The 24583-nt window shown below is 62.3% G+C and carries 27 protein-coding genes and 2 tRNA genes; 15 read left to right on the top strand and 14 right to left on the bottom strand.

Features of this window, described 5'->3' with window-relative positions:
- Positions 1-128: 128 nt before the first annotated feature.
- Positions 129-1145: a 1-aminocyclopropane-1-carboxylate deaminase gene (locus BFD71_RS10010; protein WP_069263105.1), complete on the bottom strand. Its 1017-nt coding sequence runs from the start codon at positions 1143-1145 to the stop codon at positions 129-131.
- 195 nt (positions 1146-1340) lie between these two features.
- Between BFD71_RS10010 and BFD71_RS10005 the strand changes: the two genes are divergently transcribed.
- Entirely contained in the window at positions 1341-1841 is a 501-nt protein-coding gene (locus BFD71_RS10005) for an Lrp/AsnC family transcriptional regulator (protein ID WP_069263104.1), read from the top strand.
- A 108-nt stretch (positions 1842-1949) separates the two neighbouring features.
- Here the strand turns inward: BFD71_RS10005 and BFD71_RS10000 are convergent.
- Both BFD71_RS10000 and BFD71_RS09995 read right to left on the bottom strand, forming a co-directional pair.
- Positions 1950-2025: transfer RNA gene (locus tag BFD71_RS10000), tRNA-Ala, on the bottom strand.
- A gap of 273 nt (positions 2026-2298) precedes the next feature.
- Positions 2299-2383 (bottom strand) — tRNA-Leu (locus BFD71_RS09995).
- Between the two features lie 428 nt (positions 2384-2811).
- Here BFD71_RS09995 and BFD71_RS09990 point away from each other — a divergent pair.
- From BFD71_RS09990 to BFD71_RS09980, 3 genes are all read left to right on the top strand, one after another.
- Positions 2812-3858 carry a ligase-associated DNA damage response exonuclease gene (locus tag BFD71_RS09990; RefSeq protein WP_069263519.1) on the top strand — a complete coding sequence of 349 codons (1047 nt, stop codon included), beginning with the start codon at positions 2812-2814 and terminating at the stop codon, positions 3856-3858.
- Entirely contained in the window at positions 3855-5522 is a 1668-nt protein-coding gene (locus BFD71_RS09985; protein ID WP_069263103.1) for an ATP-dependent DNA ligase, read from the top strand. Before BFD71_RS09990 ends, BFD71_RS09985 begins: the two co-directional genes overlap by 4 nt.
- A 200-nt stretch (positions 5523-5722) precedes the next feature.
- Positions 5723-6637, top strand: coding sequence for a DUF72 domain-containing protein (locus BFD71_RS09980; protein WP_069263102.1), 915 nt, complete (start codon positions 5723-5725; stop codon positions 6635-6637).
- Here BFD71_RS09980 and BFD71_RS09975 read toward each other — a convergent pair.
- Complete coding sequence (locus BFD71_RS09975; protein ID WP_069263101.1) at positions 6622-7131, bottom strand: CinA family protein; 510 nt, start codon at positions 7129-7131, stop codon at positions 6622-6624. The genes BFD71_RS09980 and BFD71_RS09975 overlap by 16 nt on opposite strands.
- A 351-nt stretch (positions 7132-7482) precedes the next feature.
- Here BFD71_RS09975 and BFD71_RS09970 point away from each other — a divergent pair, with 351 nt between their 5' ends.
- Complete coding sequence (locus BFD71_RS09970) at positions 7483-8148, top strand: UdgX family uracil-DNA binding protein (RefSeq protein WP_083245162.1); 666 nt, start codon at positions 7483-7485, stop codon at positions 8146-8148.
- A 9-nt stretch (positions 8149-8157) separates the two neighbouring features.
- Here the strand turns inward: BFD71_RS09970 and BFD71_RS09965 are convergent, their stop codons facing one another.
- Entirely contained in the window at positions 8158-9396 is a 1239-nt protein-coding gene (locus tag BFD71_RS09965) for a DNA topoisomerase IB (protein ID WP_256094610.1), read from the bottom strand.
- A gap of 351 nt (positions 9397-9747) precedes the next feature.
- Here BFD71_RS09965 and BFD71_RS41380 point away from each other — a divergent pair, with 351 nt between their 5' ends.
- Positions 9748-10059: a phasin family protein gene (locus BFD71_RS41380; RefSeq protein ID WP_069263099.1), complete on the top strand. Its 312-nt coding sequence runs from the start codon at positions 9748-9750 to the stop codon at positions 10057-10059.
- A 139-nt stretch (positions 10060-10198) separates the two neighbouring features.
- On the opposite strand, the gene BFD71_RS09955 is transcribed toward BFD71_RS41380, so the two are convergent.
- Positions 10199-10741 (bottom strand): DUF4142 domain-containing protein, encoded by a 543-nt coding sequence (locus BFD71_RS09955; RefSeq protein ID WP_069263098.1) that lies wholly within the window; start codon positions 10739-10741, stop codon positions 10199-10201.
- Positions 10742-10921: 180 nt separating this feature from the next.
- Between BFD71_RS09955 and BFD71_RS09950 the strand changes: the two genes are divergently transcribed.
- A complete protein-coding gene (locus BFD71_RS09950; RefSeq protein ID WP_069263097.1) occupies positions 10922-11452 on the top strand; it encodes a hemerythrin domain-containing protein in 531 nt (176 codons plus the stop codon).
- Between the two features lie 70 nt (positions 11453-11522).
- On the opposite strand, the gene BFD71_RS09945 is transcribed toward BFD71_RS09950, so the two are convergent.
- Together BFD71_RS09945 and BFD71_RS09940 are read right to left on the bottom strand one after the other, a co-directional pair.
- On the bottom strand, positions 11523-12008 hold the full coding sequence (locus tag BFD71_RS09945; protein ID WP_069263096.1) for a GNAT family N-acetyltransferase: 486 nt from the start codon (positions 12006-12008) through the stop codon (positions 11523-11525).
- Between the two features lie 310 nt (positions 12009-12318).
- Positions 12319-12573, bottom strand: coding sequence for a DUF6723 family protein (locus tag BFD71_RS09940; RefSeq protein WP_069263095.1), 255 nt, complete (start codon positions 12571-12573; stop codon positions 12319-12321).
- Between the two features lie 388 nt (positions 12574-12961).
- On the opposite strand from BFD71_RS09940, the gene BFD71_RS09935 reads away from it, so the two are divergent.
- The 4 genes from BFD71_RS09935 (at position 12962) to BFD71_RS09920 (ending at position 15106) form a co-directional block, all read left to right on the top strand.
- Complete coding sequence (locus BFD71_RS09935) at positions 12962-13159, top strand: hypothetical protein (protein WP_069263094.1); 198 nt, start codon at positions 12962-12964, stop codon at positions 13157-13159.
- 63 nt (positions 13160-13222) lie between these two features.
- A complete protein-coding gene (locus tag BFD71_RS09930; RefSeq protein ID WP_069263093.1) occupies positions 13223-13426 on the top strand; it encodes a hypothetical protein in 204 nt (67 codons plus the stop codon).
- 254 nt (positions 13427-13680) lie between these two features.
- Positions 13681-13932: a hypothetical protein gene (locus BFD71_RS09925; protein WP_069263092.1), complete on the top strand. Its 252-nt coding sequence runs from the start codon at positions 13681-13683 to the stop codon at positions 13930-13932.
- Positions 13933-14341: 409 nt separating this feature from the next.
- Positions 14342-15106 carry an inositol monophosphatase family protein gene (locus tag BFD71_RS09920; protein ID WP_069263091.1) on the top strand — a complete coding sequence of 255 codons (765 nt, stop codon included), beginning with the start codon at positions 14342-14344 and terminating at the stop codon, positions 15104-15106.
- A gap of 282 nt (positions 15107-15388) precedes the next feature.
- On the opposite strand, the gene BFD71_RS09915 is transcribed toward BFD71_RS09920, so the two are convergent.
- Positions 15389-17458 (bottom strand): hybrid sensor histidine kinase/response regulator, encoded by a 2070-nt coding sequence (locus BFD71_RS09915; RefSeq protein ID WP_069263090.1) that lies wholly within the window; start codon positions 17456-17458, stop codon positions 15389-15391.
- The gene (locus BFD71_RS09910) at positions 17445-18959 is read right to left on the bottom strand and encodes an ATPase domain-containing protein (protein WP_069263089.1); all 1515 of its coding nucleotides are present in this window, start codon (positions 18957-18959) and stop codon (positions 17445-17447) included. The genes BFD71_RS09915 and BFD71_RS09910 overlap by 14 nt, the downstream gene beginning before the upstream one ends.
- 274 nt (positions 18960-19233) lie before the next feature.
- Between BFD71_RS09910 and BFD71_RS09905 the strand changes: the two genes are divergently transcribed.
- The gene (locus BFD71_RS09905; protein WP_069263088.1) at positions 19234-19455 is read left to right on the top strand and encodes a dodecin family protein; all 222 of its coding nucleotides are present in this window, start codon (positions 19234-19236) and stop codon (positions 19453-19455) included.
- Positions 19456-19527: 72 nt separating this feature from the next.
- Here the strand turns inward: BFD71_RS09905 and BFD71_RS09900 are convergent, their stop codons facing one another.
- Together BFD71_RS09900 and BFD71_RS09895 are read right to left on the bottom strand one after the other, a co-directional pair.
- A complete protein-coding gene (locus tag BFD71_RS09900) occupies positions 19528-20571 on the bottom strand; it encodes a lysylphosphatidylglycerol synthase domain-containing protein (RefSeq protein ID WP_069263087.1) in 1044 nt (347 codons plus the stop codon).
- Positions 20572-20702: 131 nt separating this feature from the next.
- Entirely contained in the window at positions 20703-21308 is a 606-nt protein-coding gene (locus BFD71_RS09895; RefSeq protein ID WP_069263086.1) for a hypothetical protein, read from the bottom strand.
- Here BFD71_RS09895 and BFD71_RS40395 point away from each other — a divergent pair.
- Positions 21307-21798 (top strand): hypothetical protein, encoded by a 492-nt coding sequence (locus tag BFD71_RS40395; RefSeq protein ID WP_141710622.1) that lies wholly within the window; start codon positions 21307-21309, stop codon positions 21796-21798. The two genes, BFD71_RS09895 and BFD71_RS40395, sit on opposite strands and share 2 nt — an antisense overlap.
- Positions 21799-21895: 97 nt before the next feature.
- On the opposite strand, the gene BFD71_RS09885 is transcribed toward BFD71_RS40395, so the two are convergent.
- Together BFD71_RS09885 and BFD71_RS40390 are read right to left on the bottom strand one after the other, a co-directional pair.
- The gene (locus BFD71_RS09885; protein WP_141710621.1) at positions 21896-22201 is read right to left on the bottom strand and encodes a hypothetical protein; all 306 of its coding nucleotides are present in this window, start codon (positions 22199-22201) and stop codon (positions 21896-21898) included.
- 153 nt (positions 22202-22354) lie between these two features.
- Entirely contained in the window at positions 22355-22594 is a 240-nt protein-coding gene (locus BFD71_RS40390) for a hypothetical protein (RefSeq protein WP_141710620.1), read from the bottom strand.
- A gap of 169 nt (positions 22595-22763) precedes the next feature.
- On the opposite strand from BFD71_RS40390, the gene BFD71_RS09880 reads away from it, so the two are divergent.
- Together BFD71_RS09880 and BFD71_RS09875 are read left to right on the top strand one after the other, a co-directional pair.
- Positions 22764-23597, top strand: coding sequence for an alpha/beta hydrolase (locus tag BFD71_RS09880; protein ID WP_069263083.1), 834 nt, complete (start codon positions 22764-22766; stop codon positions 23595-23597).
- A gap of 81 nt (positions 23598-23678) precedes the next feature.
- Positions 23679-24569 carry an alpha/beta fold hydrolase gene (locus tag BFD71_RS09875; protein WP_256094586.1) on the top strand — a complete coding sequence of 297 codons (891 nt, stop codon included), beginning with the start codon at positions 23679-23681 and terminating at the stop codon, positions 24567-24569.
- Positions 24570-24583: the final 14 nt, after the last annotated feature.

The raw sequence follows: 24583 nt of genomic DNA, 5'->3' as shown, positions 1-24583 counted from the left end.
CGGCCTCATGTCGTAACGCCTTTCAACAACGTCAGGTTCTTCGCTCGTTGGTGCTGGTCGGATGCACACCGTGATCAAAGTCAAAGACCGTGGCGTCCGCCTCGCGCGCCAGCGAACCGCGTTTGAACTCAGCCGTCGCGGAAAATAAAGCTGTACGCGCTCAAAGCCGGCACGCCGCCCAGATGCGCGTACAGCACCTTCGACCCGGGCTCGAATTCGCCACGGCGCACTTTGTCGATCATGCCGTGCATCGACTTGCCCTCGTACACGGGGTCGGTCAGCACGCCCTCCAACCGCGCGCACAAACGAATCGCCTCCAGCGTGCCTTCGTTCGGCAGCCCGTACTCAGGGCCGCCGTAACGTGTGTCGAGAATCACGTCCTTGTCGCTGATATCGCGGTTGAGATCGACGAGCCCGGCGGTATGACGTGCGATGCGCGCGATTTGCGCGTGGGTCTTCTCCGGCGTAGCCGAAGCGTCGATGCCGATCACGCGGTCCGCCCGGCCGTCCGCCGCGAAGCCGACCACCATGCCCGCCTGCGTGCTGCCTGTCACCGAGCACACGACGATGTAGTCGAACTTGAAGCCCAATTGCGCCTCCTGCGCCCGCACTTCCTCGGCAAAGCCCACGAAACCGAGGCCGCCGAGCGGATGCTCCGAGCAGCCCGCCGGTATCGCATACGGTTTGCCACCCGCCGCGCGCACGCTCTCTAGCGCCTCCTCCCAGCTCGGTCGAATGCCGATGTCGAAACCGTCTGGCACGAGCCGCACGTCCGCGCCCATCATGCGTGACATCTGGATGTTGCCTACGCGGTCGTAGACGGCATCGGAATAGTTGACCCAGTTCTCCTGGACCAGCACGCACTTCATGCCGAGATGCGCAGCGACGGCTGCAACCTGACGCGTCTGGTTCGACTGGATGCCGCCAATCGAGACTAGCGTGTCGCAACCTTGAGCGAGCGCGTCGGGAATCAGGTACTCGAGCTTGCGCGTCTTGTTGCCGCCAAACGCGAGTCCGCTGTTGCAGTCCTCGCGCTTCGCGTAGAGCTCGACCTTGCCGCCGAGGTGCTGGCTCAGGCGCTTGAGCGGTTGGATGGGCGTGGGTCCGAAAGTGAGTGGATAACGGGGAAAACGCTGGAGGTTCATCGAATATCTCCGGGAGGTCGGCTCATACGGGGCGTGGTCAACGGTCGGTACGCGCCTGGAACGCGCAATCCGATGGAGAAATGTTAGGCGCGATGCCGCGAAATGAGCTTGCTAAAAAAATATCGACGGCCTACGTTTAAAGCATTCTTTTTGGCTTCGAAAAACTTTTAATGTGCAAAACGGTTAAACGACGCAATGAAATTAACCGGACACTCTCCCGCTACGCCGAATGAGCCGCCTGCATTGGATCGCATCGATCGCGCGATCCTCAGGCATTTGCAGCAGGACGCATCGATTTCAAATGTCAGCCTCGCTGCCAGGGTGAAGCTCAGTGCGCCCGCGTGCCTGCGGCGTGTGGAACGGCTCAAGGAGTTAGGGCTGATACGCGGAATCGTCGCGCTGCTCGACCCGAAGGCGCTCGGCGCAGGCATGCTGGTCGTGATCGGCTTCGTGCTCGACCGCTCGACGCCCGAGGCGTTCGCCGCATTCGAGAAAGCGGCCCAGAAGGTTTCAGGCTGTGTGGAATGCCACGTCGTGACCGGCGAATTCGATTACTTCATGCTGGTGCGCACGCGCGACAACGAAAGCTTCAACCAGCTGCATGCGGAGCAGTTGTTGTACTTGCCGGGCGTGCGGCAGGTTCGCAGCTTCATGGTGCTCAAGGAGATTCTGTCGACGCATGCGTTACCGCTGTGACGGTGCGCGCGAATGCAATCCATTGAAAATGGCTGCGCGAATTTCGATGCGATGCGGGGAAGTGAATCAGGATGATGAAGCAACGTGCTCGAAGGCGACGCGTTCTGTTGGTGGAGGTAAGCGGGATCGAACCGCTGACCTCTTGCATGCCATGCAAGCGCTCTCCCAGCTGAGCTATACCCCCATGCAGAACGGCTTCTGCGCCAGTGGGATGACGCAGAATCGAACAGGTCAGCTTGCGGACCTGCTCGAAGAGCGGCGATTATATACGCGGCGCACGCATCCTCGCAAGCACTCCCGCGCTCGCCTGGAACTATGCTGGAGTCCTTACGATTGCCCGCAAAATAAAAAGCCGGCTTATCAGCCGGCTCTCTTGCGCCATTCGCAGCAGAAGCGCGCGAATGCAATTCGTACCAGTATCATCACGCAGTTCTGTGCATGATACTCGATTCAATTTTGGTGCCGACGGCGAGACTCGAACTCGCACAGCTTTCGCCACTACCCCCTCAAGATAGCGTGTCTACCAATTTCACCACGTCGGCAATCCAATACAACTCGGGACGCGTAAAGATCCCGTCTCTTCTCGCCTCGTGGGCTCGAAGGGTCGCCATTGTATCGACTCGCCGCGCATTTTTGAAGGCCCCGCGCGAAGATTTTTTGAAGCCCCGCGCCAACGCTTAAAACTCCGGCGTTGAAGTCAATTCAGGCGTGCGCCCGAGTCCCACGCCCGGTGATTCGACCCCGCCGCACTCCAGCAGCGCCGATTGGCCGCATTCTCCAGCCTTTCTTTGGTCGCTCATGACTATCTCCGCAGTTAATATCGCCTCGAGCGCATCGCGCGTGCCGGCAAAAGTTCGCCCTGCGTGGCGCCCGCGCCGGCATTCTGCAGTGATCCGGGAACATGTCTGGCTCCAGCTTTGTGAACCCACTCATAGGCTCCACGATCGTCGCGAGCGACGAGCCCAACGACATGAATACCTCCTCCGATTTGATCATTGCCCTTCCTGAGGGACTGTACTGCCCGCCGGGGGCGTTTTACATCGATCCATGGCAGCCGGTCGAACGGGCGATCATTACTCATGCGCACGCTGACCATGCACGCGTTGGTCATCGCCACTACCTGACGGCACAAGCGGGACTCGGCGTACTGCAGACCCGCTTGCCAGGTATCGCAGTGCAGGGTTTGCCGTACGGCGAACAGATCGAAGTCAATGGCGTGCGCGTGTCATTGCATCCGGCAGGACACGTGCTCGGCTCGGCCCAGGTGCGGCTCGAGCATGCCGGGCGTGTATGGGTCGCATCGGGCGACTACAAGATCGAACCGGACCCGACATGCACGCCGTTCGAACCGGTCCGGTGCGACACGTTCATCACGGAATCGACTTTCGGCTTGCCTGTCTACCGGTGGGAACCGTCGCATGCCGTATTCGACGGCATCAACGCCTGGTGGCGGCATAACGCGGCCCAAGGGCTGGCGTCGGTGCTGTTTTGCTATTCCTTCGGCAAAGGGCAGCGTGTGCTCGCCGGCGTGGACCCTGGCATCGGCCCGATCTTCTGCCACGGTGCCGTCGAAACGTTGAATCGAATCTATCGTGATGCGGCAGTCGACTTGCCCGCGACGCGACGCGTCGGCGAAATCCCGATGCACGACAAGGCCGCATTCAGAAACGCGCTGATCATTGCGCCGCCCTCCGCGAAAGGCAGCGCGTGGACACGGCGTTTCGGCGAGCATCGCGACGCATTGGCATCTGGCTGGATGCGTTTGCGCGGTGCGAGACGCAGGCGCGGAGTCGACCGGGGATTCGTCTTATCGGATCATGCGGACTGGCCCGGTCTCAACGATGCCATCAAAGCAACTGGCGCTGAGCGCGTGATCGTCACGCACGGTTACATCGAGCCGATGGTGCGATGGCTTCTCGAACATGGATTCGATGCCGGCACCTTCGCAACCGAATATGGCGGCGACGCGATCGAGGCAGACGTCGATGCCGCCACGACGGAGGACGCGCCGAAATGAAACGGTTTGCGGCACTCTACGCAGCGCTCGACGCGACGACGTCAACCAACGACAAGCTCGAAGCATTGGTTGCCTATTTTTCCGGCGCCGAACCTGAAGACGCGGCATGGGCGGCGTACTTCCTCGCAGGTGGGAAGCCTCGCCAGTCGGTGCCTACGCGAATGCTGATCGAATGCGCACGCGATTGCGCCGGCCTGCCGCAATGGCTGTTCGACGAGTCATATCAGGCAGTCGGCGACCTCGCAGAGACGATCGCGCACGTGCTGCCGCCAGCGTCGCGTGAATCGGAACTGGGTCTGGCGCAATGGGTCGGGCAGCGCCTGCTGACGTTGCGAGGCAGCGAGCCGGACGCCGTACGCGAGCGTTTGACCGCCTACTGGGACGAACTGAACTGGAGCGAGCGGTTTTTGCTCACCAAGCTCATCGGCGGCGGTTTCCGCGTCGGCGTCTCACGGCAGCTCGTCGTGCGCGCGCTCGCGCAGGTCGCGGGCGTCGACCACAAACGCATCGCGCAGCGCTTCGTCGGTTGGACGCATTCGCACAAGACACCGACAGCCGCCGGGTATCTCCGGCTAATCACCGCTTCGGCCGATGGCGACGACACCGACACGCCGCAAGCCACCGACATCGGCTTGCCCTATCCGTTCTTTCTCGCGCATCCGTTGCAGGCCGACCCCACAACGCTCGGCCCGACCGCGGACTGGATCTTCGAATGGAAATGGGACGGCATTCGCGCACAACTCGTCAAACGCGCAGGACGCGTCTGGATCTGGTCGCGGGGCGAAGACCTCGTAACCGAACGTTTTCCGGAGCTGGAGGCGATGGCTGCTGCGTTGCCGAACGGCTCGGTCATAGACGGGGAAATTCTCGCGTGGGAACCGGGGGCGAGTGCACCATTGCCATTCGCGCGTCTGCAGCCGCGTATCACGCGCAAGTCGCTGACCAGAAAGGTGCTCAGCGAGTCGCCCGCGGCGATGGTCGCATACGACCTGCTCGAAGCCGAGGGTCGCGATCTGCGCACGCAACCGCTCGAAATACGACGCGCGCGACTCGACGCGCTTGTCCAGTCGTTGTCGCAATCGCCCGCGACCGAATTGCTGCGCGTATCGCCGGTCGTGGCCGCCGAAGACTGGAACGCGATCAGGCAATTGCGCGAGGAGAGCCGCGCGCGCAGCGTCGAAGGGTTGATGCTGAAACAGCGGACATCGATGTACGGCGTCGGACGTACCAAGGCATCGGGTACGTGGTGGAAATGGAAGATCGATCCGTTTTCGATCGACGCCGTGCTGCTGTACGCCCAACGTGGTCACGGCCGGCGGGCGAGCCTCTTCACGGACTACACGTTTGCGGTCTGGGACGAAGCAGACGGCGTGCGCACGCTGGTGCCGTTCGCCAAGGCGTACTCAGGACTCACCGACGAAGAAATCCGCAAAGTCGATGCAATCGTGCGCAAGACGACAATTGAGAAGTTCGGACCGGTGCACGGCGTCACACCAACCCTGGTGTTCGAGATCGGCTTCGAAGGAATTCAGGCAAGCTCGCGGCATAAGTCGGGCATCGCAGTGCGCTTTCCCCGGATGCTGCGTTGGCGCACCGACAAGTCAGTCGAGGACGCGGATACGCTCGGCATGCTCAAGGGCTTCTTGAGCGAGGCACAGACATGAGCGCGTTCGCACCTGGCGCCTGAGTGTTGCGAGCGAGCCGCTTTCGTTGCGACGACGCCGCGGCCGCCATTACGCATGACTCGTACCTGTCAGGTCTTCGTTGCGTGCGCGGGAACAGGCTGTGCTGAGTGTCAGCAAACACCCGACTGGGATGAACCGCGGCAGCGCTCCCCGTTCGCAAGATCGAAGAGGAAACCATCATGGGCAAAGTGCGGATCGGCATTTCCGGCTGGCGCTATGATGGTTGGCGCGGCACGTTCTATCCGCCCGGCTGGCCGCAAAAGCGCGAGCTCGACTTCGCGTCGCGCGCCGTGCAGACCATCGAAATTAACGGCACGCACTACAGTCTGCAATCGCCGGCATCGTTCGAGCACTGGCGCGACGAAACGCCGGAAGGTTTCGTCTTCAGCATCAAGGGCGCGCGCTATCTCACACACATGCTGCGCTTCCGCGACGAAACGGCAACCATTGCGTGCGCGAACTTCTTTGCGCAAGGGTTGCTCGCGCTGAACGACAAGTTGGGGCCTTTACTCTGGCAGTTCCCGCCAAATTACACCTTCCATGTCGAGCGCCTCGAACGCTTCCTCGCACTGCTGCCGCCCGACACGGAAGCCGCACTGCGTCTGGCGAGGCGCCACGACGCGCGGGTAAAGGCTCCGTGGCTCACCATCGACCAGAACCGGACCATGCGCCACGCCATCGAAATCCGTCATGCGAGTTTCGTTGTCCCTGCGTTCGTGGATCTGCTACGACGCTATCGGGTCGCGCTCGTGGTGTCCGACTCCACCGAGCCGTGGCCGTATGCCGAGGACGCCACGGCCGACTTCACCTACGCGCGGCTGCATGGCTCAACCGGAAGATATGCGGGCGCCTACAGCGACGCGTCGCTGGACAAATGGGAAGCCCGCTTCAGAGCATGGAGCGAGGGGAAATCCGCCGCGCACGCGCGACTCATCGCTCCGGAACTCGGTGCATCTGAGCGCAAGCCGCGCGACGTGTACTGCTATTTCGACAACGATCAGAAGACCGAAGCCCCTTTCGACGCTCGCCGGCTGATGACCCGGTTTGGTTGCGCGCAAGAAACGCCGCCACGTCGCGACTATACGGATTGCTGAGGAAGCCGGTTGAAGTAATGCTCAATACGCGAGAACGCGTATTGAGCGGCCGCGGCGCGAATCTCGTTGCGCGATCCCACAAAGCGCTCGGTTTCGGTGAAGGTCACGCATCGCCCATCTTCAAGACGCCATGACCAGCCGAAGCACTGGGTGCCGGCCGGCGGCCCATTGCCGTCGCAGACCGCGTCGGCAACCCCGGTATTGGAGACGGCTACATCCGCGCTGCACCCATCCGCCGCCAGCGCTCCTTCGGCCATTTCGCGCGCGACCTCTTCGCTCGTGAGCCCGTAACGCTCCATCGTTTCTTCGCGCACGCCGAGGAAACCGGCCTTTCCCGTGGGCGAGTACGCGACGAACCCGACGTCCAGGCACCCACCGCTTCCCGGCACGGCAGCCAGTGTGGCGGCCATCAGTCCGCCCGTGCATGACTCCGCGGTGGCGAGTTTGCGACCCACGGAGGTCAGAAATGAGACGACGTGCTGTTCGATACCCATCGCAAGTCTCCACGTTTTCCGGCACATCGCTCATTCCGGAACGACGGCGCTCACGGGCAACGTCCGCTTATGGCGCGTCGCTGCATGGAATCGCCGCATCATCAAACTCCCTTCGGATTTTTGAGCCGCGCTTTTCGCTCCCTCGCCTTCGTTCGCTCGGGTGCTGTCGTGTCCGCGCAAGCAGCGTGCCCTGGCTGCCGCCCGCGCGGTACGCCAGTTGCGCATCCTCCTGGACCGCAATAGCGATTCGCGTTTGTCGCGCGCGTCGCCCACCGTTTGGGGAGCAACGATGAAACTGGCCAGTCCGCGTTTCGTTCCAGTCAGCGCTCTCGCCGTGCGCGAGGCAACGCAGTGACATCGCGCACACCGCACGGCCATCGGGATCGCGACGAATCGCACCCCGCGCGCCGCACCGTTAGCCCGCAGGCCGATCCTCATCAGGAACCCGATTCGCTGGAAGCATGTCGGCGCTGCACGTTGTGGAAAGACGCCACCCACGGGGTGCCGGGCGCGGGCAACGCGCGCGCCACGCTGATGCTCGTCGGCGAGCAGCCCGGCGACAGCGAGGATCGCGCGGGTCTGCCGTTCGTCGGCCCGGCAGGCGCGCTGCTCGACACCGCGCTCGAAGAGGCGGGCATCGAACGGAAGGCCGTCTATGTGACCAATGCGGTTAAGCACTTCAAATGGGAACTGCGCGGCAAGCGCCGCCTGCACAAGACGCCTGCCCAGCGCGAGGTGGAAGCCTGCGCATACTGGCTCGAACGGGAACTTGCGCAAATCAGGCCGAAGGTCGTGGTCGCGCTCGGCGCAACCGCCTTGCGCGCGATTTTGCGCGACCCGAACGCGCGGCTGAAGGCCTACATGGAACACGCGGGTCGCATCGGCGATCTCGTCATCGTGGCAACCTGGCACCCTTCGTACGCGCTACGGGCGCCGAACGTCGAGGCGCGCGACAAAGCGCGCGCGCAGATCGTCGAGGCACTGCGTCTCGCAGACGCGCTTGCTGGCAAACGTTGACGAGCCGCGTCATGCAACGGTGTCGGCACGCGCGAATCGAGTCGAAGCAGACGAGCGCACGTGCCGCGACGCTGTCTTGCTCGTCTCCGGTTTCTGTGTCTTTGTCGCGCCGCCATTAGCGCGGTCCTTCGCCCCCTTCGCGCGTACTTTACGGCTCGTTTGCGCGAGCAGGCGGACGAGGCTCGCGTCGCTTGACTCGCCAGCGCGATCGCGGCGCGACATCTCACGCGTCCGCCGCTTCGCGTCGCGCTTCAGAAAGACGACGAGCGCCGCCTCGTCTGCCTTCAGTCCGCGCAGGCGCACTGCGGGTAGCGCCTGCGCGAGGGCGCCCGCCTCGAACGCTTCGATCACGGCCGGATGGATATAGCACTTGCGGCAAACCGCCGGCGTATTGCGCAGCATCTGGGAGATCTGCTTGACGGTGTCGGCGACGTGCTTGCGCGCCTGCGTCGCCGTTTGCCACTCCAGCTTGCGCAGCGCCGCAAACGCAAACACGCTGCCCGCCCACGTGCGGTAGTCTTTTGCGGTGAAATCGGCGCCCGTGACCTCATGCAAATAGTCGTTGATGTCCGAGGAGGTGACAGAATACCGCGCGCCATCGGCATCGAGATACTGAAAGAGGTCCTGGCCCGGCAGTTCCATACAGCGCCTGACGATGCGCGCAACCCGTGCGTCGCTGACCGCGACGTCGTGCTCGATGCCGCTCTTGCCGCGAAACCGGAAGCGCAGCCGGTCAGACGACACTTCCAGATGCCGCTTGCGCATCGTGGTCAGGCCGTACGAGCGGTTCTCCCGCGCGTACTCCTCGCTGCCCACGCGAATCAGTGTGCTATCGAGCAGGCGCACGACGGTCGCCAGCACTTTGTTTCGCGGCATGCCGTCGAGCGCGAGATCGCGCGCCAGCCGGGCGCGCAGTTTCGGCAGCGCGGTGCCGAACCCCAGCAAGCGCTCGTACTTGGTCGCGTCCCGTGTTTCACGCCAATACGGGTGATAGCGGTACTGCTTGCGACCCCGCGCGTCACGGCCCGTCGCCTGCAAGTGGCCACGCCCATCCGGGCAGATCCACACATCGGTATAGGCAGGCGGAACCGCCAATGCGTTGATACGGCGAATCTCGGCAGCGTCCTTGATGCGCTTGCCTCGCGTATCGAAGTAGACGAACGCTCCGTCGATCCGCTCGCGCGTGTACCCGCGATGCGAGTCATCGACATAGCGCAGGCCGCAAGGCCCGAGGTCAGTCGGCGATATGCCGCTCGCGCGCGCAGTACTTTTGCGGCCCGGCTTTCCTGAATTTGCGTGATTCTTTGCCACGGCTTGCCTCGGTCGGATTCCCTTGTTTGGGCACGAGGAGCAATAGCCATGCCGCCAACGCCGGAGCGTAATTCTCCGCCGAGGCAGCGCGCAGCCGAGCGTGCCGCCCTTCGGTGCGAACCACCGGCCGAATCGGGAACAGGCAATGCGGCGATGCAGCAAGACCGCGGAACCCTATCTGCCCGGTCAAACCTCAAATCGGAGCCGATGATGATTGAACCACCGATCGCACTACCCGACGCAGGCCCAGGCAACGCGCCTGAACGAGTTACGTCCCTGGGCACGGAAATGAACGAGCTGGCACGCCTGTGTGTTGAGACCGCTGGCCGCATCGCAGAACTGAATAGCCATGCGTTCAGTACAACCCTGGATGAGCAGCGCGCAATCGCAATCGAATCGGCTAGCGAACGTTCGCCATTTGACGCATGGCGCTTGAACGCAGGCTACGCTTTAGCGGGCACAGTAAAGACTGCAGCCTACTGGCGGCACATCAACGAGATCATGCTTGGCGCGATCGTCGATTGCGTTAGCGGTATCGAAAGCCGCCTGAACCGCGACTTAATGGCCTGGAGTAACGCGTTCGAGGGCACCACCTCGTAAGGGCATGCGGGGGGGGGGCCCGTGCGAGGGACACACGCCCCGCTCCCAACCGGTGCTGCGCGGGGTCAACAGAAGGCCTCGCGCGCACCGCCGCAATGTTTCCTGCTGCAACGGCTGCCCCCGGGACGAAGCCGTTCACTCAGGAATGCGTACCGACTTTCTGGGCCAGTGCCTGGGCCATCCGGTAATGTTCTTCGACGGTTGGCAACGCCTTGCGCGCCGCCGCCTTCAGGCTGTCGTTCTTGCCGTCGCTGATTTCCTTCTGGAACGCGGCCACCGCTTCCTTGTGGCCTTCTATCCCCACCTTCTGCGCGTATGCACTGTCAAATTGCTCATCCTTGAGCGGCCGTAACGAATCGAGAATCGACGTATCGGAATTGTCCTTCGGCACCGTGACACCGTGCGGCGCCGCGAGCTTTAATTGCGCTGCAAGCTTCATATGATCGGCGATCATGTGCTCTGCAAATTTGTGCACGTCCTTGTTCTTCGTGTTATGCATGGCGAGCTTCGCGGCGTCGATTTCCGTCGATCCAGACATCGATGCCGCCTGAACGAAATCGCGATCCACATCCGGCAGCGGATTTGCCGCGGTGGCGGAAGCCGCTTGGGATTCTTGTGCTGTGGCCGCGAGCGGAAGACTGCATGCCATGGCCAAACCGAGAATAGCGAAAAGGAGTTTCATGGTGGACATCCTTGGGTCGTTGAACGGTCGCGGGGCCCATATGGACCGCGCATGGGCCGTCGCGCACGGTGCGTGCCGCGGCGCATGCGGCCTCGCGCACCGCCCGGCCTGCCTTCATCGAGAGACCGGGAGCTGGGTACGCGCGCTGCGCAACACGGGCATGTCCCGTGGAGACCTGTCATGAACGAACCGAAACAGACCAGCGATGCGCTCGCGCTGCTGATCGCCGACCACCGCGCCGTCGATAAACTTTTCGATGCCTACCGGGGTGCCGGCGAGGCCACCGAAGATGCGCGCTTCACGATCGCCAAGCGAGCGTGCGAGCAACTCGCCGTGCATACGATGCTTGAGGAAGAGTTGCTCTACCCCGCAGCGAGCGAAGCACTACCCACAGAGGCGCTTGATGTGGACGAGGCTCGAGTCGAGCACTATCTCGTGAAAACGCTCATCCAGCGCTTCACCACGCTGACACCCGCGCATGCTGGTTTCGACGCGACGTTCCGTGTGCTGGCCGACCTGGTTCGCCACCATGTCGAAGAAGAAGAGAAAGAGCTATTCCCGCTCTTGCGCCGCAGTAATCTGGACCTCGAAGCGCTGGGCCGCCGTCTCGCGTCGCGCAAGACCGAGCTCGATGCAAAGCTCGAGGCCGCCGGGGTGAAGAGCACCGGCGACAAGACGTTGGTGCTCTCGCACCTCGATATGCCGCTTTGAGATACCGCCCGATGACGATGCTTCAAACACGGCGCAAATGAGAGGGATCACCGCGAAGAAGCGATGCCGCTCAAGGCTGCGGTTTGACTGGAAGCGCTTTCCCGAAGCATCGAGCGTCGCTCATGGTCGTGTATTCGCCGTACGGGTCGATGTGTTGGTAACCGTGGCGCCGATAAAAGGCGATTGCGCGCCGGTTCGCCTCACGTGTCTGCAAGATGACCCGGCGAAAGTCCATTGCGGCGGCGAGTTCTTCGAGATATCGCAGAATCGCAGCGCCGGCTCCATGGAATTCGGCGCGCCGGTATATCCGCTTGAACTCCGCCACTTCAAACGAGAAACGGCGCAGGGCCCCACAGCCTATCGCCTGGCCGTCGGTGGTACGGGCAATGACAAAGGCGCCGCGCGGCGTCATCGCATCCTGCTCGTTGAATCGGGATTGGGCGCCATCACCGCAGTACAGCGCGACCATGGCGCTCAGTTCGTCGAGCAGTAAGCCCGCGTCGCGCGTAGCGGGATCCTCCCGTCGCACAGTGACCACTACGGCCGATTCCTTCATCGCGCATTTCCTCCCGGATCAGGTATTACGCACTCGCGTTGTCGCGCCGCGAGGTCTAGCCGCGCGTTCAGCGGGCAGCGCCCAGCGTGTTTTCCATGAGGTCTGAGTGCTCATCGGGGCTCTCTTCCGCTCGGGGACGCGGCATCGCGCCCAGGCCCGATTCCGCATCGCTCATGCCCGGAACAGCCGCTGGCTCCGGTGTTGGTCGAAACCGCTTTTTCATGGCTTCCGTCGGCCAGGACAAACCCGGTGCATGAGCATCGGGGAGACCGAACCACCTCTGGATGTCGACCACTCCAGCGATGCGTCATCAATCCTCGGGACGCTCGACATCAAGCCGCACAAACTCTTTGGCGAGCTCGCGCACGGCGAGTCGGGCTTCGTCGGCAGTTGCGAATGGCCCAGGAACGAGACAGCCGTCGAACGGGTAGATCAACTTCCCATCAGCCTTTCGCCTGATCCTTAGGTCTCCGACATATTGGCCCATCGCATTGATCTTCTGTCGGCAAACCACCTCGTAGCCCACAATTTGAAGTGCGTCTTCGGCGCGATCGGGCTTACCCATGGTTTTTCTCCCCCAAATACCGTCATAACAATCCCGCTTGATGCGCTGAGTGTCCAAGCATTTCGCGCACCTGACCTTACAAATGTGTCGTGTGGGTGAGCGCTCCGTGCGCTCAGCCCATGGGGAAAGGGTTGTCCATAAGGATGCATTTACGGACACGCCTCCCTGATACTCGACAGGTGACGGCGGGCATATGCTCCTATGAGCCACCAGCAAGCTACTTCCGGCCAAAAAGAGCGATCCGACTGGCGCACTACCAGCTCGCCTCGCGCATGTCACGCGGAGGTCGATCACACGCCACACGAGGAGGTGTGCGCGGTCAGATGTCGTTTCGGCGGACAACTATCAGGGCGGCAAGACCGCTCGTTCGAGAATCCAGGAGACATAAGTGCTGAGCCCTCACGAATTTGCGACGCTCATGCTGGTCAAGTCATCGCCGGACCAGATCGACATGGGCCGCGAGGAACTCGACACACTGCTCGAGCAACAGCTCGTAGCACTCGAGAGCCTCGCCACCGGTATGCCGCGTCCGCGTATAACGGATGAAGGCGAATTCCTGCTCGAAACGATCATGCGAAAACGGTGACCGGCGCGCGGCACGCTCTTCGAAGAAGCCACCCGAAATGCGCCAGCCGGTTCCGAGGCAGCAGTGGCAGCACTCAGCTCGGCGATCACCGTGGCCAATGCGCTCTATGGGGCACTCGGGACCACCGGGCAGTCCGCGATCGAGGTTGCACAGGGCAAAGTCGATGTGATCGCCGACGCAGCGTCGAAAAAGCGCGAGGCGCGTGAACCCGCAACGAGAACAAACGGCCAGGGAATGACGAGTGTCGCCGGCGCGAGGGCAACGTGACCGGATGCCGACTTGTTGAATGAAGGATGTATCGACAAGACAAGTACCACGGATCTCAAATCGGGATGAGCGTGAAAACGCGAGCCGCGCCTGCCGTCGCAGGGATCTGACGAATGTCCTGCGTCGACAAGGCGGAGATAGCCCGGACTCCAGCGTCACCTGGGACGACATGACCGCTCACGCGTGACCAGACGAGAGGGGCATGGGAAACAAAAATCTTCCAGCCGGTTACGGGGGGCAACGAGTAAGCTGCGATGGACGACGAGACTGAGCTACAAGCCCTGATACTTGCGGACCGCCATATCCACGAGGCGGTCTGGCGTATACGTAAGCAGCGTGCCTTACTGACGATCATCCACAGCGACGAACAACGGAAAGTCGGCGCCGTATTGCTGGCCGCCTTGTACGACGGTCTCAGGGTAGAAATCGGACACCGCCGTCTCATCCGGCATACCTGGTTTACCAGGCATCCCCCCGGTCAGAATAGTCAGCAATACGAAACGTAAGGGGTCGAGCTGTCCGTGGATATTCGTCTCCGCCTGTGACACGGGCGCCCGAATGAACGGCGGCAGGAACAGAATATGCGCAGACGTTCACCGGGGTTAGGGTGAACGGTATGACTCACATACTTCACCTATCGATGCCGTTCATCAGTTCGCGATCTCCGCCTCAAGAAAAAGATCGGACAGCCTTCGCGGCCGTGGTCTCACTACGAAGCTAGAAAGCGAACTGTACGAACGGCTGGCATTCAGTATGCGGGCTTGCGTCAACATGAGTAGCGTACGAATCACCTTCCTGCGCGACGTCCCGAGGCGCGTTCAAGCCGGCAGGGAGCTTCGCAATGCACCGTCCTCGCGTGCCAGGCATGCACGGCGGACAGCGTCCAGGCGTTGCTGGGCTGTAAAGGAATCGAACATGTTGCCGACGGACGCCTGCGCGCTTCTCGAACTGCTCGGAGATGAGGCGCGAGCCGTTTCCCTGAAGTATTTCAGGACACAGCTCGACGTTACCGCAAAGTCCGACGATACGCCCGTCACGGTGGCGGACCGCGAGATTGAGCGACAGCTTCGGGAACGCATCCTGTCACGGTATCCTTCGCACAATATTGTGGGGGAGGAGGAAGGCGGAGACGTTGGGGATGGCATCACCTGGGTGATCGACCCCATCGACGGGACGAAAAGCTTCGTGGCAGGTCTGCCGCTGTTCGGCACACTCGTGGCAGTGCTTGAAGGGCGACGTCCCCGTTACGGCATGATTGAAGTCCCCGTACTCTGCGAGCGCTGGATCGGCAACGGCAATCGCACCGTTCTCAATGGGGTACCGTGCGAGGTCAGTGCGTGTAGGCAACTGCGAGATGCGCGGCTCTGCGCAACCGACCCCCAAACGTTCGCGGGCAAGGCGTCAACGGCCTTTTCAACCCTGTCGCGCGCTGTTTCAGTCACCCGGTTCGGCACCGACTGTTACGGCTACGCGTTGCTAGCCTCCGGACACGTTGACCTTGTTGTGGAAGCTGAACTGGAAATGTTTGACGTCATGGCGCTGATACCTGTCGTCCAGGGCGCGGGCGGCGTCGTGACGACATGGTCAGGTCGTCCAGTCGATAGACGTTTCGATGGCACGGTCGTCGCAGCGGCGACCCCAGAGCTCCACGCCGAAGCGCTTCGATTCCTCGTGCAATAGGCTTCGAGGTTCCGCTACGTGCACGCCGCGGTTGCGTGCGAGAAGTGAACACCATGCGTTGACCACCGGCATCGCGGGGACGCGCGGGACAATCGAACCGAATGGGCAGGCGTAGCATCGATCGTCAATGAAGGCGAGATTCGCTCAACGAGGGTGCAGTTCGATGTAGTCGCTGACGAGGAGGACCGACATAGCGTCAAGCAGGTTGGCGCCTGCTCGTCCAGCAATACGGCGGCGGTAGCGGCAGTCAACCAATACTGCCTGGAGACTGCCGTCGGACCCCTACCCGAAGGCCCTGGCCTTGGTGAGGGCCTTCGCTATTTCCGCGACGAGCTGATGTTGCTGATACGGCTTACGAAGCCTCTGAATTCCGACGTCGGCTCCCTGTGGAAGCTCTGCGTAGCCGGTAGCCAGGATCACAGGGAGTGTCGGGCGCAACTCGCGCGCGGCCAGCGCCAGCTCCAGGCCCGTCATCCGTGGCATCGAATAGTCGGTGAGCAGGAGGTCGATCCTGCGTCCCGCCTTCAGGATCTCGAGTGCGGCGGCGCCCGAGTCGGCTTCGATCACCTCATGTCCCATATCCTGAAGGAGGTACGCGGTGCTCGTTGCGATCAGGGCATCGTCATCGACGAGAAGAATGCTCGCCTGGATCGGATCGATTACGCTGCCCTCGGGCTGCGCATCGTGCTGCAGATCAGACGTCGTGACACGTTGCGAGGTAACGGGCAGCCATAACTCTACCCGCGTGCCTCGGCCTGCTTCGCTCTCGAGGCGCAGGGCACCGTTCAGCTGCAGCGCGAGTCCGTGAATCATGGAAAGACCCAACCCTGTTCCCTTGCCGAGTTCTTTCGTTGTAAAGAACGGCTCGGTTGCTTTCGCAAGGGTGTCCGCATCCATGCCTTTCCCGGTATCAGCGACGATGATTCGGACATATTCGCCCGCGGGCAGTCCGTTGTCGCCCCACGTTTGCACGTCATCGACCGCTATTGACAACGTCCCTCCCTCAGGCATCGCGTCGCGGGCGTTGACGACCAGATTCAGGATCGCGAGTTCGACCTGATTCCCATCGGCAAGGGTAAGCGGAATCCCCTCCGGCAATTTCAGCTCGAGCGCCACTCGCGGCCCTATCGACCGCTCCAGAAGATCGGTCATCCCCCGAACCACGGTCGGCAGGTGGGTCGGCTCGACCTTGAGATCCTGCTGCCGCGCGAAGGCCAGAAGGCGCTGCGTAAGGGCGGCGCCACGCTGGGCTCCCCTAAGCGCGCCGTCGATCAGTCGCGTTGCTCGAATGGCGTCCTGCGGCTGCTTGCGCAGCAGTTCGAGATTGGCCATGATGGCCATCAGCAGATTGTTGAAATCGTGGGCAACTCCGCCCGTCAACTGCCCGATCATTTCCATCTTCTGCACCTGGCGCAACAGCTCTTCTGCGCGCTCGCGCTGCCGCATCTCGTCCAGCACGAGTCGGTGGCTGCGCTCGAGCTCCGCAGTGCGCTGGGCAACCCTCGCCTCGAGCATGTCGTTGGCCTGTTGCAGGCTGTCTTCCGCCGCCTTGCGCATGGTGATATCGGATATCACCCCGACGAGCCGTGCGGTCTTTCGAGTGCCATCTCGAACCAGCCGCGCGCGCATGTCCGCCCAATGAACCGTCCCGTCCGGCCAGAGCGTACAGAGCTCGAGTGCGAAATCGCAGCCGGTTGCCAGGCTGCAGTCGATCGCGTCGGTCATCCGGGGCCTGTCGTCTCGACTGATGCCGGCCAGGAGATCGGAGTACGTGAAAGGCGCGCCTGACGCATGCCCGAAAATCGCGCGACACGCAGGCGAAACCACCAGTGCAAATGTCGACAGGTCCAGTTCCCATGAGCCCAGTTTCCCCGCTGTCAGGGCGGTGTGCAGGCGCGCTTCGCTTTCGCGCAGTTCGTCGATACGCAGGCGGGCTTCGAATTGCCGCGCCCGGCCGCGCAGTGCTGTGCCAACCGCGCTGACGAATGTCCGCGGATGAAACGGGCGCTCGATGAATGTCGCGTTTCCCAGCGTCGCCGCGAGTCGGCTCAGTTCGGGGTCCTGATCGGGCGCGCCCCGGCGCTGCGTAAGGATGATGAACGGAAAGTCGGACCATGTGGGCTGCGCTGACACCCAGTTTCCGAGTGGCTTGAGGTCGGCGTTTCGCAGGCCCTCGTCGGTCACGATCGCGCAACAGATTCCCTCGTCCAGCATGGCGACGAAATGCTCGAGATCGCGACATACGAGCGCAAGAGCGCCTGCCTCTTTCAGGAGAGCCGTGGCAACGACAGCGTCTCGCCCAATAGGTGTAAAAACCAGTGTGGGACAGCGATTGAAATCAGGTGCTTTCATTACCAGCGGCGCCCGTCGGCATAAGCGGCCCTGAGTTACCCACAAACGTGGGTACACCGCGCAGGATGCCCTGGAAACTGTCGAGCGGTGCCCCGACGTTCAGACCGAATCGCCCAATGCGAAATTCCCGGATCGTCTCTTCGTGACGCCCGGTGCGTTTCTTGATGATCGACACCGCCCGCCGCACGCTTCCCAGCGCCTCGAAATACCGCAGCAGGATGACCGTGTCGGCAAGGTACGTGACGTCGACGGGCGCTTTCATGTCGCCAACGAGCCCATGCTGCGCTACCGTCAGGAAAGTCGTCGCGCCTTGCCTGTTGAGGTATTGCAGCAATTCGTGGATATGAAGGACGAGCGCGTTCTCCTGCGGCATGGCAGCCTGGTAACCGTTGAGGCTGTCGATGGCCACCGTTTTGGCCTCGGCGTGGTCAACGCAATCGCGGACGCGCTGGGCAAACTCGCCAGGCGAGAGTTCCGCGGCATCGACCTGTTCGACATGCAACCGGCCGGTTTCGCGCATCGCTTCAAGGTCGAAACCCAACGCGCGGGTCCGGTCAAAGAACAGTCCAAGTTCTTCGTCGAAGGCGAACAGTGCCGCCTTCTCGCCTCGAGCGACCGCAGCCGAAATGAACTGAAGCACAAAAATGCTTTTGCCGGTGCCGGCCGGTCCTAACACCAGGGTGCTCGAGCCCTGTTCGATGCCGCCGCCGAGAAGCGCATCGAGTTCCGCCACGCCGCTCGTCATTTGCTCGCGCGCAAACCGGGTGCGATGTTCCGCAGCAACGAGCCGGGGAAACACGGAAACACCTCCGCGTTTGATGGTGAAGTCGTGATACCCACCACGGAACGCCTGCCCCCGGTACTTCGAAATCCTCAACCTGCGCCGCTCGGCTCCATAGTCGGGGGCAAGTTCTTCGAGCTTGATGACGCCGTGGGCGACGCTGTGTACGGTTTTGTCTGCGGCATCTGCAGTCAGGTCGTCGAGCAGCAGGACGGTCGCTCCTTGTCGTGAGAAGTAATGCTTGATGGCGAGCACCTGGCGGCGGTAACGCAGCGAGCTCTGCGCGAGCAGACGGATTTCCGAGAGGCTGTCCAGGACGACCCGCCTGGGCCGTACTCGCTCGAAAGCGTCAAAGATCAGGCGAGTCGTCTCGCCGAGCTCGAGATCGGACGAGTACAGCAGACTCTGCTGATGATCCGCATCGAGCAGGCTCTCCGGGGGCACCACTTCGAACACGGCGACGCGATCGCCCAGTTGCCAACCGTGGGACGCGGCGCCGTCGCGCAATTCCCGCTCCGTTTCGGACAGTGTGATGTAAAGGCCCTGATCGCCCGCCTCGGCACCTTCAAGCAGAAACCGCAGGGCGATGGTCGTTTTCCCCGTGCCGGGGCTGCCTTCGAGAAGGAAAAGGTTTCCCTGAGTCAGCCCTCCCGCCAGAACATCGTCCAGGCCGGGAACGCCAGTACGCACGATCGGCATGATTTTGGTCTCATCGTCCATCAGGCGCTCCTGACTGCTCGGTCTTTGACGCGATATTCCCGGATCGCGGGCGGTCTGCTCACTGTATCCGTCTCCATGCACTGACTGCGGCGCGCTACGTGCGCAAAACGCATGCCCGCCCTTCTTCCGCCGCCCCATGGAAGCTGCCGAAGGATATCTCGAAGCGAGCGCCAGCTTGCCGTGCAGCGGCCATGGAACGTGTCTGCCAGCATATCCGCGAGGCACGCGGAATGCGCGTGGCAAGTCCATCGCCCACTCAACACGGAGAAAGACCATGAGCAAAAGCACGGATTCCAGCGTCTATAAGGTGACGGAAATCATCGGCACGAGCACAACTTCCTGGGAGGAAGCCGCAAAAAATGCAGTGGAAACCGCAGCCGCGTCGTTGCGTGACCTGCGAATCGCCGAAGTCTGCAAACTCGACATCAAGATCGAAGACGGCAAGGTCGTTGAATATCGGACCCGGGTCTCCGTGTCCTTCAAATACGAGACCTGAGAAGATCGCAGGCGCACGATTGCGCCCCGGGCGTCGTGAGGCAATCCGGAAGTGGCGCGCGCTTCGGTCCTTCTACTGCGCTTTGCGACCGGAAGCGCTTTCGCCGGAGTTCGCTGTCTCGCCGCCTGTTGCGGAACTGGCCGGCGCGCGTCGCTTGTCGCGCCATTCCGCGACTTGCCATGCGACGAGCCCCGGCAAAAAGACGATGATGTCACGAAGCCTTCGCGCACCCGCAAGTGCGAGGCAAGTCTGCGGATTGAAGCCGAGTACCGTCCCGATCAGCAAGAATCCCCCCTCCTGAACACCGAGTCCGCCAGGCACAAAGAACGCGACACTACTGAGCGCCTGGATGAGCGACTGGAGTGCGATCGCTTGCAAAAAGCTTCCTTTCGCCCCGAGAAAATAGAGCGCGAGCCAGAGTTCCAGCGCGGTTGCGATGCATTGAAGTGACTGCCAGATGAGCAGATAACGAATGATCATGCCGCGCTGACGCCAGAGATCGCTGATCGACTGATCGATGCGAACCGACTCGCCGACGAGCGAGCGGAACTTGCCGCTCGTGATGCGATTGAAGAGTTTCGTCAGGCGAGCGAACGGACTCATGCGCTGCACGAACAAAAACGCGAGGAGCAGGACGGCAAGTATGGCGATACCTCCTCCGAGTCGCGCAGCGAGGTGCAACGCTCCGGCACCCGCATGTGCGATCAGATAGCCGATGGCTGCAATAGCAAAGAGCATCTCGCTGATCAGCGTTAGCTGAAGATCGACGACGAGGCTCGCCATCGCCGGGGCCGGCTGCATGCCCCATTTGCACATCATGCGGAACGTCACGACTTCACCGCCGACACGCGCAACGGGCAACGTACCGTTCACCGACTCCCGAATCCAGACGAGGCGCAGGACGCCCGACAGCGTTGGACGTCTCGCACCGCGCATCAACATTTGCCAGTTCCTTGCATTGGCGAGCATCGGCAGAACATGAGCGATCCCTGCAAGCGCGAGCCCGCCGCCGGCTGCGCGCATCAAACTGAGCACCGCTCGCGCATCGGCGTGCCAGACGAGCCAGACTGCGATGGCGAGGCCGGCGAGTGCGGCAATTCGGGGGAGATATTTCATGGGGACCTGTCACTGTGTCTGGCACGTCAGTGCGGCACAGCCGGGACGCGACGCTGCCCGAAGTCATGCGTCACGCGGGATCGTTCGGGTAAGAGCGCGAGCACTACGACGCGCCGCATCTCGACGATCCCCTACCGCAGGAGCTTCTCAGTGCCGCCGCCGCTCACAAGGGTTGCGTCCAGCCCGGAGACCAGTTCGTGGATCGAGCCAACTTCATGGATACGGGCGTCGGCGGATGTCTCCGCAGTCGACATCCGCTTGCCGCACTGCAGCATGAAGGTCGGCACCCACGGCGCGGCGCTGGCCATGCCGTCGATAGTGAGTGGGGCGTGCGACGCCCCGCGCTCCCGGTAAATGACAATCGCGCCGGCTTCCTGCGCCGCCATCACGCTTCGCAGCTCGAGGAGCGTGGTCGCTGAAATCGCGTGGTAGCCCTCCGCGCGAAGCAATACCGTCAACGATTTCCTGAGCAGTTCCGACTCGCTGAAAACGATGACGGTGATCGGACGACGACGCGTCGTTTGCCGGACTATCCCCCGGCTTCGTAGCCGAAGTTCGCACGAGAGCAAAATCACCCTGGCGATATCGTAGGCTTTGCGCGCTTCGTGGGCCTGAGCCGAATCGACCGAATGGCGGCGTATGGCGCGCTCGAGTGCAGCAGACCTCGCGTCGAGGATTTCCAGGGCAAGGTCATATTCTCTCTCGAGCGAGCCGCCTTCAGGCTGGGAACTTGCCATGTCATCTCCCGCGACCCATTTCTTCGTGAGTGGCTACCGTAATTTTAGTAAATATTGCGAGCGAGACTCGCGCTCCGGGCGGCTACAACGGCGCGAGATTTGGTGTATTCCCCAGGCATCATTTCTATCTCCTCGATTTAACATTGATGCAATGCATCATCGAGTTGACCATGATGAGGGGGACAGAAAAATGGTTTGCACGACCGACGATCTGCTGGTAGCCCTGCTGAATATCGATGCGGAGATCAAGGCGTGCATGGAGCGCCTTTCCGAGGTCGAACGCGGCACGGACCACCACGCGGCAGCGTGGTCGACCGAGATTCGAACCGCCTTGCGAACCGACCTGGTTTTAATGAAGGAACGCCGCGAAGAATATTTTCTCCGGCTGAATGGCGTGCAGCCCGACCCGGCGCCCAGATCTGCATCATCGGTAGGTATCGATTCCCGCCCTGCGCGGCTGAGCGGCGCAAGAACCTGCGAGTGTCTGTGAGACGCCCCTGACAACGTCGGCATCGACTGCCACATCGAGCGTGAATCCGTCGTATTCGTCACTTCGATGCCTATCCGGCTCTGCGCGTCGCGTGCGATTAATCTTTCCGCGGCCCACGGTCATGGGCTGATTCGGGAGTGGACAGCACTGTCAAATTGAGCGCAGTGACTGTCATTTCGAGAGGTACTTTTCCGAGCGCAATCGCGATGTCTTCCGTACGCGACGGATCGGCGTCGATAATGTCGACTGTCATGAAATCCATGCCGTCATTGCGATCGGCATGGACATTCCAGCGAACGACCCTGGCACCGCTCTGTGCCAGGCATCGCCACACCGGGATGATTCTGAGCTTGCCCGGGGCAGCCCGAATTGTGAGCCTTTGCACAACCATTTCAGTACTCATGGTGTCACTCATCCTGGCGGCGAAACGCTCGTATGTGGCTTGTATGAGCATATTCCAGCGGTGGCTCGCAAGTACAGAATGGACGCATGTCCGTAAATCCATCCTTAAGGGCAACCGTCCCAGGCGGGCGCGAATGTCTTTCTTGGTAGCGCCTTAGCGGCAACGACCACCCCGATGGTTGCGGTCAATCCAGTCAATCGCTTGCAGCCTTGCAAGCGCCGCCATTTCATCCGGAGCACCCCGCATCTGCAGATCACCGCTTGAGATGGGAATGCCGAGAGCCCTATGCGGATCGCTGGGCGTTAGCGTCCACTGCGCACCGAATGTATGACCGTCAACCGAAAATGGCGCAAAGTCGATTGTGAATCCGCGATAGATCAGTGAATAAGCCATTGCTCACACCTATGCGCATTTATCGAAAGGACGTTTGCAGAAGTCTGACTTCGGTTTCTGGAGCAGTGAATTATAGGTCGAACCCTGAATTAGCTTTTTGTACGAAATCCGTTCTTTCCGGACATCGTGGCGAAGCCGCGGGAATGTTCGGTGCGCGATGAACGAGACCATGACCGCACCGCTATACATCGCCCTCGCTGTTGCCGCCGCCTTACTGATCTACGGTTGCGCCATGGCCTTGCTGTACTGGCTGCAAGGCCGTCTGATCTACCCGTCGGAGCGGCTGCAGCGCGGGCCGCTACGCCCGGACGCGCAGGGCCGCATCCGCCACGTGCGCGTGCATACCGCCGACGGCAACGAACTGGTTTGCGGCCACGCTGCGCCGGCGGAGTCCGCCCGCGCCACGGTCGTACTCTTTCATGGCAACGGAGAGGACCTCACCCAGCGAACGCACATCGCGCATGCGCTGCTCGACGCAGGCTACGGCGTCCTGCTTGCGGGCTATCGTGGTTACGGCGGCGCGCCCGGGCGTCCCAGCGAAGCGGGGCTCTACGCCGACGGCCGCGCTGCCATCGCATTCGCCGCGCGGCACTCGCGCGACGTCGTCCTCCATGGTTATTCGCTCGGCTCGGCCGTGGCAGTGCAGATCGCGACCGAACGCCCTCTCGCCGCGCTGTTGCTCGAAGCCCCGTTCACCAGCATCGCCGATGTCGCCGCCGTGCGCATGCGCTGGCTGCCGCGCATCGTTCCCATGCGGTGGCTCGTGCGCGACCGCTATGACAATCTCGCCAAGATCGGCAGCGTGCGCGCCCCCATCCTCATTTACGGCGGCGACGCAGACCACGTCGTTCCCCCAGCGCAATTCTCACGGCTCTTCACGGCCGTCCGGGCGCCCCGGCGCTTTGCGATCATAGCGGGCGCCTCGCACGTCAATGCATGGGAGCGCGGAGGTCATGCTCACGTGTTGCGTTTTCTCGACGACGTGCTGGGCTCCCGGTCCTGATCCTGGTGGAACACGGTTTGCTGTTGTCACTGCGATAGCGCTCGGCGCCCGCAAGCGGTGAGCGCACAGGAGCGTGCTGCCGTGCTCATTTTTCTCATCGGCCTGTCGTGCGTCTGCGTTGTCGCCCTCGTGTCGATGACGCTTGCCTGGCGCAGGCTCAAGCAAACCGCTGCCATCGACCGAGGCAGCCGCCGCCGCGGCATCGAAGGCGCCTTCGTGCAGGCCGGGCCATACCGCATGTTCTATCGAGTCGCACGCTGCCACGCGCACGCCCCCCGCCGATTGCCAGTGGTGCTGGTCCACGGCCTCGTCGTCTCGAGCCGGTACATGGAACCGCTCGCGTACGCGCTCAAGCGCGACTTTGACGTGTTCGCGCCCGACCTGCCCGGCTTCGGCGAAAGCCCGCTCGCGCGGAGGCGCGACGCGCTGAGCCTCGCGCAACTCGCCGATGCGCTGCATTTGTGGCTCAACGCATGCGGCGTGAAACGAGCGATGTTCGTGGGCAACTCCTTCGGCTGCCAGGTCCTCGCCGATTTCGCAGTGCGCTACCCGCAGGCGGTGGATCGCCTCGTTCTGCAAGCACCCACACCGGACCCTCGCGCCCGCTCGCTGCCGCGCCAGGCGTGGCGCGACTGGATCAACGGACTGCGCGAGCGTCCCCACACGCCGGCGAAGGCCGGCCGGATCGACTACGCGAAGGCGGGATTGTGGCGCGCGTTTGCCACCATGCGGATGCTGGTGCGTGAGCCCGTCGACGAGCGGCTCCCGCGCATCGCTGCGCCCGCACTTGTCGTCGTGGGCACGCGCGACCCCGTCGCGCCGCTCGGGTGGGGCGCGGAGGCCGCGCGCAAACTGCAGCACGGCAGGCTGATGACGATAGAAGGCGGCACGCACACACTCAATTACGCCGCGCCCAATGCGTTCGCGTTTGCGATCACACCGTTTCTCAAGGCCGGTGCCGTTGGCGTATAGCAAGGGAGCACTTC

This window comes from Paraburkholderia nodosa (assembly GCF_001718195.1).
GTDB lineage: Bacteria > Pseudomonadota > Gammaproteobacteria > Burkholderiales > Burkholderiaceae > Paraburkholderia > Paraburkholderia nodosa_A.
This window is presented reverse-complemented; position numbering and strand designations above follow the sequence as displayed.